16 protein-coding genes are annotated in these 16,089 nt (G+C 39.6%); 8 read left to right on the top strand and 8 right to left on the bottom strand.

Annotation, left to right across the window (positions count from 1 at the left end; genetic code table 11):
• Positions 1-3: 3 nt before the first annotated feature.
• A complete protein-coding gene (locus QMN06_RS02235; protein ID WP_281970890.1) occupies positions 4-987 on the top strand; it encodes a tripartite tricarboxylate transporter substrate binding protein in 984 nt (327 codons plus the stop codon).
• A 38-nt stretch (positions 988-1,025) separates the two neighbouring features.
• On the opposite strand, the gene QMN06_RS02230 is transcribed toward QMN06_RS02235, so the two are convergent.
• The gene (locus tag QMN06_RS02230) at positions 1,026-2,201 is read right to left on the bottom strand and encodes a CaiB/BaiF CoA-transferase family protein (RefSeq protein ID WP_281970889.1); all 1,176 of its coding nucleotides are present in this window, start codon (positions 2,199-2,201) and stop codon (positions 1,026-1,028) included.
• A 233-nt stretch (positions 2,202-2,434) separates the two neighbouring features.
• On the opposite strand from QMN06_RS02230, the gene QMN06_RS02225 reads away from it, so the two are divergent.
• Complete coding sequence (locus QMN06_RS02225) at positions 2,435-3,409, top strand: tripartite tricarboxylate transporter substrate binding protein (RefSeq protein WP_281970888.1); 975 nt, start codon at positions 2,435-2,437, stop codon at positions 3,407-3,409.
• Between the two features lies 1 nt (position 3,410).
• On the opposite strand, the gene QMN06_RS02220 is transcribed toward QMN06_RS02225, so the two are convergent.
• The 7 genes from QMN06_RS02220 to QMN06_RS02190 are packed head-to-tail and all read right to left on the bottom strand — an operon-like array spanning position 3,411 to position 9,201.
• The gene (locus QMN06_RS02220) at positions 3,411-3,698 is read right to left on the bottom strand and encodes a DUF1330 domain-containing protein (protein ID WP_281970886.1); all 288 of its coding nucleotides are present in this window, start codon (positions 3,696-3,698) and stop codon (positions 3,411-3,413) included.
• Positions 3,699-3,726: 28 nt separating this feature from the next.
• Positions 3,727-5,175 (bottom strand): UbiD family decarboxylase, encoded by a 1,449-nt coding sequence (locus QMN06_RS02215; protein WP_281970885.1) that lies wholly within the window; start codon positions 5,173-5,175, stop codon positions 3,727-3,729.
• Positions 5,172-5,999 carry a polysaccharide deacetylase family protein gene (locus QMN06_RS02210; protein ID WP_281970884.1) on the bottom strand — a complete coding sequence of 276 codons (828 nt, stop codon included), beginning with the start codon at positions 5,997-5,999 and terminating at the stop codon, positions 5,172-5,174. Before QMN06_RS02210 ends, QMN06_RS02215 begins: the two co-directional genes overlap by 4 nt.
• A 22-nt stretch (positions 6,000-6,021) precedes the next feature.
• Positions 6,022-7,020: a tripartite tricarboxylate transporter substrate-binding protein gene (locus QMN06_RS02205; protein ID WP_281970883.1), complete on the bottom strand. Its 999-nt coding sequence runs from the start codon at positions 7,018-7,020 to the stop codon at positions 6,022-6,024.
• 29 nt (positions 7,021-7,049) lie between these two features.
• Complete coding sequence (locus tag QMN06_RS02200; protein ID WP_281970882.1) at positions 7,050-8,033, bottom strand: tripartite tricarboxylate transporter substrate binding protein; 984 nt, start codon at positions 8,031-8,033, stop codon at positions 7,050-7,052.
• A gap of 29 nt (positions 8,034-8,062) precedes the next feature.
• Positions 8,063-8,665, bottom strand: a complete 603-nt coding sequence (locus QMN06_RS02195; RefSeq protein ID WP_281970881.1) for a thiamine pyrophosphate-dependent enzyme — start codon at positions 8,663-8,665, stop codon at positions 8,063-8,065.
• Complete coding sequence (locus QMN06_RS02190) at positions 8,662-9,201, bottom strand: phosphonopyruvate decarboxylase (RefSeq protein WP_281970880.1); 540 nt, start codon at positions 9,199-9,201, stop codon at positions 8,662-8,664. Before QMN06_RS02190 ends, QMN06_RS02195 begins: the two co-directional genes overlap by 4 nt.
• Before the next feature lie 114 nt (positions 9,202-9,315).
• On the opposite strand from QMN06_RS02190, the gene QMN06_RS02185 reads away from it, so the two are divergent.
• The 6 genes from QMN06_RS02185 to QMN06_RS02160 all read left to right on the top strand — a co-directional run bounded on the left by QMN06_RS02185 (position 9,316) and on the right by QMN06_RS02160 (position 16,006).
• A complete protein-coding gene (locus QMN06_RS02185; protein ID WP_281970879.1) occupies positions 9,316-10,287 on the top strand; it encodes a LysR substrate-binding domain-containing protein in 972 nt (323 codons plus the stop codon).
• Between the two features lie 149 nt (positions 10,288-10,436).
• Positions 10,437-10,877, top strand: a complete 441-nt coding sequence (locus QMN06_RS02180; protein ID WP_281970878.1) for an SRPBCC domain-containing protein — start codon at positions 10,437-10,439, stop codon at positions 10,875-10,877.
• Positions 10,878-10,895: 18 nt separating this feature from the next.
• Complete coding sequence (locus QMN06_RS02175; protein ID WP_281970877.1) at positions 10,896-11,762, top strand: FAD binding domain-containing protein; 867 nt, start codon at positions 10,896-10,898, stop codon at positions 11,760-11,762.
• Positions 11,759-14,026 (top strand): xanthine dehydrogenase family protein molybdopterin-binding subunit, encoded by a 2,268-nt coding sequence (locus QMN06_RS02170; RefSeq protein ID WP_281970876.1) that lies wholly within the window; start codon positions 11,759-11,761, stop codon positions 14,024-14,026. The genes QMN06_RS02175 and QMN06_RS02170 overlap by 4 nt, the downstream gene beginning before the upstream one ends.
• Before the next feature lie 6 nt (positions 14,027-14,032).
• The gene (locus QMN06_RS02165) at positions 14,033-14,521 is read left to right on the top strand and encodes a (2Fe-2S)-binding protein (RefSeq protein ID WP_281970875.1); all 489 of its coding nucleotides are present in this window, start codon (positions 14,033-14,035) and stop codon (positions 14,519-14,521) included.
• A gap of 6 nt (positions 14,522-14,527) precedes the next feature.
• Entirely contained in the window at positions 14,528-16,006 is a 1,479-nt protein-coding gene (locus tag QMN06_RS02160) for an aldehyde dehydrogenase (RefSeq protein ID WP_281970874.1), read from the top strand.
• Positions 16,007-16,089: the final 83 nt, after the last annotated feature.

The following is a 16,089-nucleotide window of genomic DNA, read 5'->3' as shown; positions in this document are numbered from 1 at the left end:
AATATGCAAAGAAGAAATTTCTGCAAAGTTATTGTTGGAACAATACTTGGAAACTCTATTACTCCATGGTCATTTGGCGATGTCTATCCCTCACGAGCAATCACCATCATCGTTCCTTTTACTGCAGGAGGAAGTATTGATTTAGGTGCTCGGCTTATGGGAGAAATCATCACAAAAGCTACAGATCAAACCACTATCGTTGAAAACAAAGTGGGCGCTAATGGCTCTATAGGATGGACCAGTGTTGCAAAAGCAAAGCCCGATGGGTACACTCTTTTGAGTACTGACACCTCTTTTACTATTGCACAAAGTTTATCTAAATCAAATGCCTTTGATGCTATTCAAAGCTTCAGCCACATAGTCACTGCAATTAGTGTGCCCAATGTTCTTGTGGTAAATCCCAGTCTGCCTGTAAAAAATATCCAAGAGTTTATAGCGCTGGTAAAAGCTAATCCCGGTAAATATTTTTATGGTTCAGGTGGAGTAGGGACAAACAACCATTTAAGTGTTGAACTCTTTAAAGATGCTGTCGGTGGTCTTTCAATTGACCATATCGCATATAAAGGAGCTTCTGCTGTGCAGCAAGATTTAATTGCCGGAAGAGTTCAAGCATTTATGGGGCCGGCACCAACAATTGCTTCACAAGTTAAAAGTGGTCAATTAAGGGCTCTACTAGTTACAGGTGATAAACGAATTTCTTCGATGCCTGAAATCCCCTGTGCTACTGAGTCCAATTTAAATCAGTTAAACATCAAATTTTGGGTTGGATTAGCTGCCCCTGCAGGCACTCCTTCTGAAACTATAAACAAGCTAAATTCTATATTGGTAGCTGGATTACGATCACAATCAACTTCCCAAAGATTAACGGATATGGGGTTTGAACTTGTAGGAAAATCTCCTGCTGAAACCACACGATTCATTAAGGAAGAGGTTGATCGTTGGGCTGGAGTTGTTAAATCTCGCAATATTCAACTTGAGCAGAGTTGAATTAGCCCAACTTAATTTAGGTAGTTTTAAAAACTTTCTTAAACCACTTTATTCACAACAAATTCTGAAATTTCATCTTCAGAGTACTGTAACTCTCTCAAAATATCTGCTGTGTGCTCCCCAAGTTCTGGTGTAGCACTCTTAACTTCTGCTGGAGTCCTAGTTAACTTTAGAGCCTGATTGACTAATTTGAGATTTCCTAATTTGGGGTGATTGACCTCTGCAACCATGTTTTGAGAAATCACTTGTGGGTCTTCAAACACTTCGGACAAATCATAAATTGGACCTGTAGGGACACCAACTTGATTTAACAAATCGACCCAGTATGATTTTTCTTTTACCTTAAAAATATCAATTAGGATCTTATTTAAATCATCACGATTTTTTACTCGAAGGGGTTCAGTAATAAAACGTGGGTCTTCTTTTAGCTCAGGTTTACCAATTGCATCACACAATGCGAGCCACATGACTTGGCCAGTCGCTGCAACATTAATATAACCATCTAAACACTCGTAGCATGATGTTGGCATGCTAGTAGGGTGATCATTCCCCACTTGAACAGGAATCTCCCCTTTTTGTAAATATTTAGCCGCCTGAAAATCCATCATTGCAACCCCAGCTTGTATGAGAGAGCTCTGAACCCATTGTCCCTGACCAGAAACTTCTCGTTCAAGAAGGGCTGTTAATATGCCACATGCAGCAATATAGCCAGCGGTAATATCAGTAATTGCTACACCGGCACGAATTGGACCACCGCCAGGTTTACCAGTGACGGACATAATACCGCTCATACCTTGTGAGATTTGATCGAACATGGGTCTTTTAACATATGGGCCATCTTGTCCAAAGCCAGAAATTGACGTCAAGATAATTCTGGGATTAATCGCTTTTAATGTTTCATAATCAATACCCAAACGAAACTTCACATCTGGACGATAATTCTCAACCACAACATCAGCAGTTTTAACGAGTCGATAAAAAATCTCTCTTGCCTGTGGGTTTTTCAAATCTAAAGTAATCGATCTTGAATTACGATGCAAATTCTGCATATCAAAACTATGACGATCTCCGCTTAATTGATTTCGCTCACCACCATCTGCGGGTTGTTCAACCTTAATTACATCGGCTCCAAAATCGGCAAACTGTTTTGTTGATGTTGGGCCAGCTCGAGCTCGTGTTAAATCTAAAATCCGAAACCTTGATAATGCGCCCATGAGATGTCCTTAAAAATAATCTGATTGTGATGAACTTCTTTAGTCAGCTAAAGCCATTTGATAAGAATAAACCAATTCCAAAATTATATTTAATTTTTGACTGTCAATTTTTAGCTAGATTGATCATCTTTTGAGTTGGTCTGACTAGGGATTTAACCCTAGTTTTAAAGCCAGACTTAGTCTTTATAATAAATTTATAAAAATAATTTTCAAAATAGGGACTCATCATCAACATGTTAAAAAAAATTTTATTTGCTCTTTTTTTATGCTTTGATATAAGCCTTACATTTGCAGCTGATTTACCTAATGGATATCCAAACCGTCCAATCCATATCATCATTCCTCTTGCTGCGGGAAATTCGATTGACAATGGCGTAAGAATTATTACCCAAAAAATTACCCAAAATTCTGGTATGCAATTTGTGATTGAATCATTACCGGGAGCCGCAGGCTCAATAGGTGCCGACAAAGTGGCGAAAGCTGTACCAGATGGTTATACCTTGGGCGTATTTAATGACAGTATCTTAACCATGGTTCCCAATATCCAAACAAAAATTACCTGGGATCCTATTAAAGACTTTAGTCCGATTACCATGGCAGGTAAAATTGAATTAGGCCTGATAGTTGCTCCATCAAATCCAGCCAATTCTGCCGCTGACCTCATTGCATTTGCGAAAAAAAATCCTGGGAAATTAAATTATGGATCTGGCGGAAATGGCAGTCCTCAACATATCGCGATGGCCTTATTTAACTCACAGGCTGGCACATCGATGACTCATGTGCCCTACAAAGGCATTATGCAAGCCGCAACCGGCGTGGCAGGTGGAGAAGTGGAACTTGCGTTGATAGCTGTCTCAAGTCTAAAAGGACTCTCAGACGCTGGTAAATTAAAGTTTATAGGGGTTGCAAGTCAACAACGTTTGGCACAATTTGCTAATACTCCCACCATATCTGAGTCTGGCCTTCCAGGTTTTGAATTTACCGCATGGTTCGCTTTTATGGCCCCTCAAGGCACTCCAAAACCGATCGTTCAATTAATTAACTCTGAAGTAAAGAAAGCTTTAAGCGATAAAGACGTTCGAGAAAAAATGCTCATCCAAGGTCTTTATCCAGCCAACAATACTCCAGAGGAATTGCAACAATTAATCCGCTCACAATTAATCAGTTATGGCACACTCATAAAAAAAATGGGGCTACAGCCCGAATAACTTATATTCCATCAACAATAAATGCGTTGAAGTCACAAGCTCCAATTCTTTTTTCTTTTGCCAATAAATATTCTGGCGATTCAAAAAAAGCTTTTGCAGTTTCTCTATCTTTAAATTCTGAAATAACAACTCTTGCATGAGGCATGCTTCCTTCAACCACTTCAAGACCGCCTCCTCTAGTGACAAATTTAGCGTTAAATTTTTCAGTTGCGGCTGCAGTTAAACTGGCATACTCTTTAAATTTTTCTGGATTGGTAACTGTGATTAATGAAACTAAATATGCTGGCATGGTAATTTCTCCTGATGTTATGCACTTTTTAAAATAAATTGGGCCACTTTTTTCTTACTAAATCTTCGATGTCTTTACTCACATCTACCACTTTTGGAAAATTATTTAAATACTCATAAGGCCGGCATGCATCAATAATCGCCTTGGATGCAAAATGTACTTTAGACGTGTTAAATACACTTAATGGGTCGCTTTGTGAACCCACACCTCTTTGAATAAAATCAATATCTCTTACTGGGTCAGAGCGTGTTGCAACTGCCCACATCACTTCATTTAAATTTGATGGATCAATATCTTCATCAACCACGATGGAATAGCGTGACATATATGCCCCTACTCCACATTGACTTAAAATGTGTCCCGCTTGTTTAGCATGTCCTGCATATTTTTGTTTAATTGAAACCACATTAAACATGCGAGATCCACCAATTTCATGAGCCCACACACTTTGGACATTAGGTACACCAGACGCCACTAAAGAATTAAACAGTAGCGCTGAACGCATAACTGATTTTGAATACGAATAGTCATTAGGTGGCTTAGATGGTGGACTACCTAAGATAATGGGTTGGTTTCTAAAGTAAACTTTTTCTACCGTAACTACTGATGCTAATGAAGCCTCTGAAGTGTAATATCCTAAAAATTCTCCAAAGGGTCCTTCGGGCAATTGATCTTCTGGATAAACCCAACCTTCTAAAACTAATTCTGCGGCACTGGGGAAAGGCAGTCCAGTCACATCGCCGTTTATCACAGACAGTGACTGTCCCAAAATAGCCCCCATATAGTTCAACTCAGAAACCTCATATGGCACTTCAATACCTGAGATCAGGTAACTTAATGGATCGGCCCCCAAAACAATCGCCACAGGAAAAGGTTTTTTAGCCTCTTTATATTTCGCATGCTGAATATCCCCATGCTTTCCTGGAATCATCATTAATCCAACACGATTTTTATCGTGTAGCATCACTCGATACGTCCCCACATTGACCCAACCAGACTCTAAATCTTTAGTAATTACCGAACAACCTGTACCAATGTATTTACCCCCATCATTTTTATTCCATTGAACAGCAGGAAATTGAAGGAGATTAACATCTTGACCGATCATGGTGTTTTCTAAAACAGGCCCATCCGACACCTGCACAGGTGAATATTGATGGGCTGTAGATTGCCATTGAGCAGGCTTATCTCTTAATGACTCTATCAGCGCTTGATGTGAGTCTGGATCTGGCAATCGTAGAATCGAGGCTAATCTTCTTTTGCTGCCTGTAGTGCCGGTGATGACTCGATAACCATTAGCGTATCCAGGTATTTCATCAAACATTAATGCTTTATGGTTACTTCGCTTGACGTTTAATTGACTAATAGCACCGATTTCTAAATCAGCCTTAGCCCCTAAACACAAATCTAACTCACCTAATTTCTGAATATGTTCAAGCCATACCCGAAGATCTAAAGGATTGAGTGCGGTGTTCATTTCTTAGAAAGGATATGCTGCGCTATTTCAAGGCGAGTCCCAACCCAAACATCCTCTGCACTTGTAGCTGCTTGAATAATCTTTTCATAGAAATAAGCGCCTCTAGGCCTTCCAAAGATATGTGCGTGACTTGTGACATCAATAATACAAACTTCATCTTGCTCTCTAGCAATATCTAAATTTTGCATAAATGATTGCAACATCAGTTCAGGTGGATTACCAAACTTCATAAACGGCATATCATTCACATCCGTTCCTAGAGGGATAGCAACAATTTTCTTGCCATCAAACTCTTGAATATATGGTAAATCGGAATCAAAAACATCGCCATGCCATGTATATCCAGCCTGCGCTAAAAATTTTGCAGAATGTGCGCTTGGAGTACCCCTAGGGCTTAACCACCCTTTGATAGGAGCCCCAGCCGCATTACTCAATAACTGCGTGCAACGCTCAATATTCTTTTTCTCTTCATCTTCAGTGAGCATCACCGGGATTACATCCATTGCATAAGAGTGTGAAAGTATTTCATGACCACCCTGTGCAGTTGCTTTGACAGCTTCTGGATGGCGCTCAGCAATGATGCCGTTTACCATCATGCTTGATTTAGCGCCATATTTAGCAAAGCTATCTAAGATTCTATAGATTCCTTTTTTAGGCCCATAAGATGCCCATGAAATCGCCATATTATCAAGATACCCTGCAGGCAACGGATTACCCATTGGACTAATACCTGGAGCTTTACCATCTGACCAAGCTTCTAAACAAACATTAAAAACAACTGCGATTTTTTTATTCTTTGGCCAAACCCAATCTACACTTTGCATGATTACTTCCTTTTTAATTTAATTATTCAACTTGGACCTGCATACCTTTAATCATTTTGGATGTTTTATTGATATCACTCCGTACCATATCATCAAATTCTTTAACAGTATTACCAACGGGCATATACCCCATCCCCAAAATCTTTTCTTGCATTTCTTTTGTCTTTAGCAATGAACTAATTTCGCTATTCATACTATTAATCATACTTGCGGGCGTTCCTTTTGGAGCTACTATCCCTAACCAAATATCATAAGTACACTCCCCCATTCCTAATTCATTCAGCGTCGGTATTTCGTTATATCCTGGCCATCTTTCTGCGGAAGATACTGCTAAAGCTCGTAACTTCCCTGACTTAATATATGGGCCCAATGACGCTAAAGAAGACATCACTAACGGAATATGCCCTGCAACCGCATCAAACACAGCGGGAGCCCCACCTTTATAGGGAACATGCTCGAATTTCGCACCAGTAACTGGCTTTAAACACTCTCCTACTAGATGCGCTGCACTACCTACACCAATCGATCCATAACTTACTGGCTTAGTTTGTGAAAGGGTAATTAATTCTTTCATAGAATTAAAAGATGTTTGTGGATGAACAGCGATCACTGTAGGTCCTCGCGCGACTTGCACAACAGGTAACAGATCTGACAATGTTGCGTAACCTGGATCTTTATATATAAATGGATTAATCGTATGATTATTCGATGTCATTAAAAATGTAAGGCCGTCTGGCTTTGCGCTAGCCACAAACCTGGAGGCAATGTTACCTCCTGCTCCAGGCTTGTTCTCGACAATAATATTTTTATTTAAGGCGGGGCCTAATTTTTCTGCAACAATTCTGGCTGCTTGATCTGCAGCCCCGCCAGCTGCAGTAATCACAATTAATTTAATCGTATCGTTTGAAGTCTGATTTTGAGCTCTTGCAACGATGGAAATAGACCCGCAAGCTGTCAAGATCATGAAAAGACTTATTCTCTTAATCAGAGATTGATTGGTCAAGCGAGTGATGGAGTTCATGAACGATCCTCTGACTAAAGTAAAAATACTTAATTTCCTAACTTCGTGTTAATGGATTTTGCAACAGGTGCCCATTGAGTAATTTCTTTCTGGAAAAATACTGTAAATGCTTCTGGATTCATTTCTGTAACTTCAGCTATACCTTCACTACCCAACTGTTCTCGAGCATCTTTCTCACGTAATGCTTTGATCACTTCTTCATTAATTCTATTGACTATATTAGGGTTCATGCCAGCAGGGCCAGATAACCCCGACCAGTTATAAGTCGTCAGGGACGGATAACCTAATTCATTAAAAGTGGGAACTTGAGGATAGTCACTCAGTCTTTGTTGTGAAGAAATTGCTAAAGCCCTTAACTTTCCAGCTTTAATATTAGTAGCCGCTGTTGTTAGAGTCAAAAATCCTACTTGAACGTGCCCGCTAATTAAATCTAATAAAGCAGGTCCTCCACCTTTGTAAGAAATATGAACTAGATTTGCATTTGTTTTTAACTTAAAAAGTTCACCTATTAAATGGTTATGTGTCCCCGAACCGGGAGATGCGTAACTCATTCCACCATTTTGTTTATTTGCTAAGACCACAAGTTCTTTTACGTCTTTTACTTTTAAACTTGGATGAATGACCATTACTAATGGGGGACCTCCCAAGTTAACAATATGGGTAAAACTTTTCATAGGGTCAAAAGGTGTACTTGCGAGATTTGGTGTAATGACGTGAGAGGCCATACCAGATGCCACCAGTGTATAGCCATCAGGCGCAGCTTTTGCCACTAAATCTGAGCCGATAATTCCTCCTGCCCCAGGATGATTTTCTACAATAAATGGACTTTTAAAGCTGATCGTTAATTTATTCGCAATAAATCTCGCCAGAGTATCTGTCACTCCACCAGTAGCCCAAGGAACAACAATTTTTACGGGTTTATTTGGCCAGTTTGATTGGCCATAACAGGGTACTAAAAACCAAATAAACGGTAATAACAAAATAGTTTTTTTTATTACCTGTAATCTATTCATAGCAAATTTTTACCTACGATAAATTTTAATCAGAACGGTTTAAAACCTAAAGCAGATCTAAATCTGTTTTTAATATAAACTCCATCTCGTGGAGGTAGGGCCTTAGGATATTCTTCAGCTTTAATCAACACGTTTGCTAACCCTGTACCATTTTTGGTATTCACATGGCTTGCGATTGTTGATATCGCATCCATATCTTTTACCTTAAATGCCCAATCTAGACCGCAAGATAAAGCCACTCCAACTAAGTCAGTACCAAATGATGTATGACTTTTTTGCATGCCCGTCTCTGCGTAATGCCCATTATCTAAAACTACGATGGATAAGTTTTTTATTTTTTGGGCTCCAATACTTGCTAAATTACCTAAGCCCATTAACTGTTCTCCATCGCCTGTAATAACCAATACAGGTTTTTGGGGTTGAGCAATAGCTAATCCTAATGCCATTGCTGAAGCGCCCCCCATTGCGCCCCACAGATAAAAATTTCTGTCTCTATCTCCTGCTGCAAATACATCATAGGATGGTGAACCGAGGCCTGTTACTATTAAGGCCTCTGGGCATGCGTCTATTAATTTTTTTACAAATACCCGACGATCTATTTCTCCATAACTTGATGAGGAAGTAGTGTTCATTTAACACCCCATTTCTTACGACCAATTAAACTTTGTGATAATAATATTGCTACTGCGTCTCCTCCTTCAAATGCAGCATCAAAGCCTGCACTGACTACTTCCCCAACTTTCTCCGGCTGATCTGCCCGAAGAACATTAATTCCCATCATTTTGAATGCTTCTTCTGTAGCACTTCCCATTGGTGTTTGCCATTGATTAAATTCCGCCCATTCGCCACGCATAGTCACGAGGGTGAGAAATGGGAACCTACAATTATTGATAATTGAGAACATATTTACACAATTACCAACTCCACTACTTTGCATCAACAATACTGCACGTTGCCCCCCCAACCAAGCACCACAAACACTTGCGACACCCTCTTCTTCAGTAGTTACTGGTATGGCAACCATTTCTTTATCAGCCCATACATTATTAATAACTTGAGCGTGGCCCGCATCAGGGACATAGGCTACTTGGCTAACGCCGCCAGTTTTGAAAATTTGAAAGATTTCATCTTTCCACGGATGAATCAAGGATTGTTCTGGTGAGTCCATATTTTTCCTAATATAAATATGTTCAGAGTATTAAGCATGAATTCAAATTCGTCCAATAGAAAAAAAAATTCTAAGGTATCCAATTTCGACATAATTGTCTCCAAGGGTTTTACAATGCTTAAAATAAGCCGTGCATTAATCAATCAGGGAGCGATTTTGGAAATCAAACAGTTGCGTACTTTTTTAGCTGTAGCAGCCTATGGAAGTGTGACTCGTGCGGCGGAAAAATTACATATTGTTCAACCAGCGCTATCCAGGCAAATACAAATGCTGGAGGAAGATTTAGGCGCCCCCCTATTTCAACGTGTTGGTCACGGTATGCAATTGACTGATGCGGGTCATTTACTGATGATTAGGGCAAAAAAAGCGCTTGACGAACTAGAGCAGGCAAAACATGAAATTTCTTCTTCGCCACAAGTCATCAGCGGCACGGTCGTTGTAGGGCTTTTACCTAGCGTAAGTGATTTAATTGCTGGCAAACTGATTAACTCACTTCAATCCCAATATCCAAATCTTTCTATTCGTATCTTGGTAGGTTATGTTGGCTATTTACAAGAATGGTTGGCAAATGATGAAGTTGATATGGCGCTTCTTTACGCTCACAAACCCTCACCATCGATAGAAATTACCCCACTCCTTAACGAAAAACTATATGTGGTTGGTCCACCGAGTGCCGATTTAAGATTGGATTGTCCCGTTTCACTTCGAGATTTAAAACAACACTGTTTTATTATGCCAACCCATCCACATGGTCTTAGAACCTTGTTGGATCATGCCTGTGGAGTTTCAGGGATTAACTTAAATATTATTGCAGAGACTAATTCTATGAATACCCAAAAAAGTCTCGTGCAATCCAATGTGGGCTACACCATTCTCCCTGGCTTGGTTGTATTCGAGGATATCAAAGAACGCAAACTAACTGCTGCTCCAATTATTGACCCAGAAATTAACCGCCAAATATCTCTAGCTCTATCCGTCACTCGTAAACCTTCTTTAGCTGTTCGAAAAGTGGTTGATGAACTGAAGCAAATTATTCATCAATCCATCATTGACAATCAATGGCCTGGATCAACACTGATAGACTAATCGTTTACCCTAGTTTAATTAGCTATGCTTGAATTTGATAGGGTGAATCATCATTTAAGCATTAGACTTGCTCTTTTAAATTCCATAGAATGGGTTAGGAAATGTATAAACACCCTAATACCCTTTATTACCTAATATAACTAAATAACATGATTCTTTCTGGAGAAATACTTGTCGACGCCCCTCAAGAGGCTGTTTTTAATAAGTTAAATGATGTTCCTTTCTTTGCTTCATGTGTAGAGGGCGTCAGCGATCTAGAGCAAATCAATGAAAATTCTTATAAGGCAATTTTAACGACCAAAGTTGCATACATTCAATTTAAGTTTCAGGTGTTAGTTGAAATCACAGAAAATATCTTTCCTGAAAAAATTACTGCAAAAACAGAAGGAAACCCAATTGGTGTGATTGGACGACTTCTTGCAATTTCATCAGCAAACATCATCAAGGCTGATGACAAAACGATGATTCAATATTCAATTGATTTAAAACTTACTGGCAAGCTAGGCAGCATGGGTCAGCCTGTTCTTAAATCTAAAACAAAGGAATTAGAAAAGCAGTTCGCGAAAAATTTGCAAGCTGCTTTTGTTTAGTTCTTATGAGGGCTCAAAATGAAACCATTTGAAATTCAATTTCCTGAAACAATTGAACAAACTGTATCTTTGTTATCAGACAATAATTCTCAAATCAAACCTATGTCAGGTGGCACTGCTTTAATGCTCATGATGAAAGCGGGTGTTTATGAACCAGAATCCTTAATTAGCTTAAGTAAAGTCAACATCCTCAAGGGTATAAGCATGAATGATAATGGTGACTTACTAATCCCTGCAATGACAACCCTAAGTGAGATTGAGCATTCAAATCTAGTACAAAATCACTTTGGCGTTATTTCTAAGACAATGAAACATTTAGCCAATGTGCGAGTCCGAAATGTAGCTTGTATTGGTGGGGCTCTAGCGCATGGAGATCCGCATATGGATATGCCGCCATTAATGACCGCTCTAGGTGCAATGATTCACATAAAAAGCAAAGATGCTTCTAGGAGTATTCCCATTGAGGGATTCTATGAGGGTTACTACACCACTAAATTAAAGAGTGATGAAATCATCGAGTCTATTTCTATTCCTTCTATCAAAAATCGTCACTGTGTTTACATCAAATGTACAACGCGAGTGGTAGATGATTGGCCAACGCTTGGCGTGGCTATTAATTCAAAGTTAAATAATCAAGTTTTTGACTCACCCAAAATCGTACTTAGTGCAGTTGTAGAAACGCCTACGAGACTTTTATCGGTAGAAAATCTTTTACAAGGCAAATCGCCATCGGATCAATTACTTCAAGAAGCTGGCGAATTAGCCTCTACTTCAATAGATCCCCAGGATGATGCTCGAGGTTCTTCTGCTTACAAACGTCAATTAATCAAAATTTATGTACGTCGAGCCATTCAAAAAAGTTTACTAGAAAAGGCCCAATCATGACAACAAAACACACTGAGTTTGGTCGCTCTATTCCCAGAATTGAATCAAAACAAAAAGTATCAGGTACCGCTGAATATATGCATCACTTCACGTTACCCGGCATGTTATATGGAAAAATCTTTAGAAGCACCATTTCCCATGGAAAAATTATCAGCATTAATACTGATGCAGCTCAATCTTATCCAGGTGTTGTGAGTGTCATCACTGGGGAAGATATTAAAAAAATAATTCCGTCACCATACTACGGGCCAGCATTTTTAGATCAACCGATTCTTGCTTTAGATAAGGTCCACTTTATTGGTGAGCCTGTAGCCGTAGTCGTATCACACAGTCCACATATCGCCGAAGCTGCTTGCCAACTAATTGAAGCAGATTACGAAGAATTAGAAGCTGTTTATGATGAGATAGAAGCCCTTACTTCCTCAGCAATCGTTCATGATGAACTTAAACCCTCGGGCACCTTTCCTGACTTAAAACACTTAGTAGGTCGCAAAAACACGAATATTGCATTAGATTTTCATTTAAGACACGGCAACTCTGATGATGCATTTGTAAATGCCAAACATGTTTTTGAACATGTTTTTACGACTCAGCAAGGCATGCATACCCCTTTAGAGCCGATGGTCTCGATTGCAGTACCTGGTGACCAATCAATTACGCTTCATAGTGCAACTCAAATGCCTTCTTTTGTCCGTCTAGAAATAGCCCGCTTATTAGGCTGGAAAGAAAATCAAGTACGTGTAAAAAGTGCTCATTTAGGTGGTGGATATGGCGCAAAAGTTTATATTAAGTTAGAGGCCCTGGTTACTGCAATCGCACTTATATTAAATAAACCTATCAAGATTTCTTTAACAATGGAAGAGCAGTTTTACACGATTTGTAAACATGCGACCACATTCAAAATAAAAAGCGCTCTTGATGAGTCAGGAAAAATTATTGCTAGAGACTGTAAAGTCTATTGGAATGGCGGTGCTTATGCAGATATTGGTCCTCGGGTTGCACAAAAATCAGGTTTTACTGCAGCTGGACCCTATGATATTGATCACGTTTCTATAGACTCCTTTGAGATTTATACCAATCGCCCTCCAGCAGGCGCAATTAGAGGATTTGGGATTCCTCAATTGGTTTGGGCTTATGAATCTCATACTGATATGTTGGCCCACGAGTTAAAAATGGACCCTCTAGAATTTAGAACGAAAAATATCTTGAAGAATGGTGCGCAACAAGCAACAGGTACTGTCATCGAACATATGGAGACAGAACTCGTTCTGAATACCCTCGCAGAAAAAATGAATTGGGGTGAAACCTTCGATCGTGGCACAGGATCCATACGTAAAGGACGGGGCATTGCAATTGCCTTCAAAGCGTCTGTTTCTCCGACAACGTCAACAGCTGCTATAACAATTCATGGCGATGGCAGTTGCCTACTAGCAATGAGCACAGTTGATATGGGCCAAGGATCAGATACTGCCATGGCGCAAATCGCTGCCGAAACTTTAGGAATCTCTACTGAAAAAGTCAAAGTCATCCGCCCCGATACAGATATCACCCCTTACGATATGGGAACTCTTGGATCTCGTTCAACTTTTCATATGGGAAATGCCGTCAAACTTGCGGCGGAGGATGTGTTAAAAAAATTTCAACACATGGCGGATAAAGCGGGATTAGATAAAAACCTGACACACTCCCCTGATGTCATTCTACAAAAAACGTATGGAATGCAAGCTGGCACAGTTGTAGGGTTTGGCAGTTATAAACCAAGTTATGCTCCTACTGATTTAAAAACTGGCGCTTCAAGTAATGTGACACCTTTTTGGATGGTTGGCGCTACTGGAGTAGAAGTTGATGTCGATATTGAGACTGGTCATGTCAAAGTTAACAAAATGATTAATGTCGTGGATGCAGGTGAATTAGTAAATCCAAAAATAGCAAACACACAAATTTCTGGGGCAGCTGTGATGCAATGTGGCTTCACCTTTAGCGAAGAAATGCTTTTTGATGAGGGTCAACTGACCAATGGTTCTTTTGCAGATTACAAAATCCAAGGAATTCATGATGTCAATTTTCCGATGGAAAATATTTGCGTCAAAAGTAACCATCATGGCGGGCCCTATGGTGCAAAAGGAATAGGCGAAAGCGGCACATTTGGTGTCTCACCCGCTATTGCAAATGCGATTTATGACGCTGTTTGCGTCAGAATAACGAGCTTACCAATAACACCTGAAAAAGTATTTCAAGCCATACACATGAAGAACGAGGGTTAATCTCAAATGAACAACAGCAAATCGATTCGGTTTCAACTCAATGGTCAAACCATCTCTACCGTTGTAGAAAACCATATTAACGTCATTGAATTACTCAATCAATTTCAACTAAAGGGCGCAAGAGAGAGCTGTGGGCAAGGACTATGTGGCGCATGTACTGTATTAGTTGATGATTTAGCTGTTAGTGGTTGTCTCATGCCGGCAGTCATGTTGGATGGAAAGTCCGTTGAAACTGCAGAAAGTCTAAGTGGTCTAAATGAATCCTTACATCCAATTCAACAAGCTTTTGTAGATCATGGTGCCTTCCAATGTGGTTTTTGTACTCCAGGTTTTATTATGATGACCAAACATCTTCTGGATTTAAATCCCAACCCAACAGATGACGAAATCCGTGACTTTTTCGCTGGAAATCTATGCAGATGTGGTACCTATCCGGAAATTATTACAGCTGTAAAACAAGCCGCTCAAAGTCGTCAACAACCATCTGCTCTCTAAAAAAATATGAAAAAATACGATTTATTTATTGATGGTGCCACAACACCTCCTGAATCTGGTCAATATTTTGATAGTTTTAATCCCTTTACAGGACAAGTATGGGCACAAATTGCTCAGGCTTCTAGCAAGGATGTAGACCATGCTGTCCAAGTTGCTCATCGAGCATTTTCTGAAGGCCCATGGGCTAGTATGACGGCAACACAAAGAGGACTTCTTCTCCACAAGTTGGGTGACTTAATTGCAAGAGACGCAAAAGAATTAGCGACGATTGAAGTTCAAGATAATGGCAAGTTATTTGCCGAAATGTTCGGACAACTCAACTATATTCCACAATGGTTTTACTATTATGGTGGCTTAGCTGACAAGATCGAAGGCAATGTTATTCCATTGGATAAAAAAGGTTTTTTTAGCTATACACGTAATGAGCCACTTGGGGTGGTGGCCGTTATAACACCATGGAACTCTCCCCTGATGCTAACCGCATGGAAAATTGCTCCTGCATTGGCGGCTGGTTGTACAGTAGTAATTAAACCATCTGAATTTACTTCAGCTTCGATACTTCATTTTGTTAAACTTTTTGAAGAAGCTGGCTTTCCTCCTGGAGTAGTCAATGTGGTTACTGGCTTTGGTAAAGAAACTGGATCTGCTCTCATTGAACATCCTTTAACCAAAAAAATTACTTTTACTGGATCAGACGCAACCGGCAAATTGATCAATCAACAAGCGGCCGGATTATTAAAATATGTCAGTTTAGAGCTTGGGGGTAAGTCCCCTAATATTGTTTTTGCAGATGCCAACCTCGATGATGCTGTCAATGGTGTGGTTGCAGGAATTTTTGCTGCAACTGGTCAAACCTGTATTGCCGGTTCAAGGTTATTGGTTCAAGAATCTATTTATGATGAATTTGTAAGTAAATTAGTGACCCTTTCAAAAACAGCAAGAATGGGTGATCCTATGAATAGTGATACTCAAATAGGTCCTGTAACTACTAGACCTCAATTTGAAAAAATTCTTTCATATATAGATATTGCAAAAAAAGAAGGTGCAGAATTACTTTTGGGTGGGCAAATTGCAACACGACCCGAGTGTGGAGATGGTTGGTTTATAGAACCAACTATTTTTGGTCAAGTTACGAATCAAATGCGAATTGCTCAAGAAGAAGTTTTTGGTCCAGTTTTATCCATTATTCGATTTAAAGATGAAGAGGATGCTGTAAGAATTGCAAATGATTCAAAGTTTGGTTTGGGTGCTGGGGTTTGGACGAGAGATATTGGTCGTGCTTTTAGAATGTCAGAGAAAATTATGTCCGGAACTGTTTGGGTCAACACTTACCGAGCAGTAAGTTTTATGGCGCCATTTGGAGGTTATAAAGAATCTGGTCTAGGAAGAGAAAATGGTATCGAAGCCATTCAATCCTATTTACAAACCAAATGTGTTTGGATTAATACTGGAGCTGCTAGCGCTAACCCATTTACGATGCGCTAATTTTTTTGAAAAACACACATTTCACTGCAACATCCCAACAATGTAATCAAGGTGTAAGTTGTCAAATATTTGATAGATATTTA

The organism is Polynucleobacter sp. SHI8 (genome assembly GCF_027944005.1).
Taxonomy (GTDB): Bacteria; Pseudomonadota; Gammaproteobacteria; order Burkholderiales; family Burkholderiaceae; genus Polynucleobacter.
This window is presented reverse-complemented; position numbering and strand designations above follow the sequence as displayed.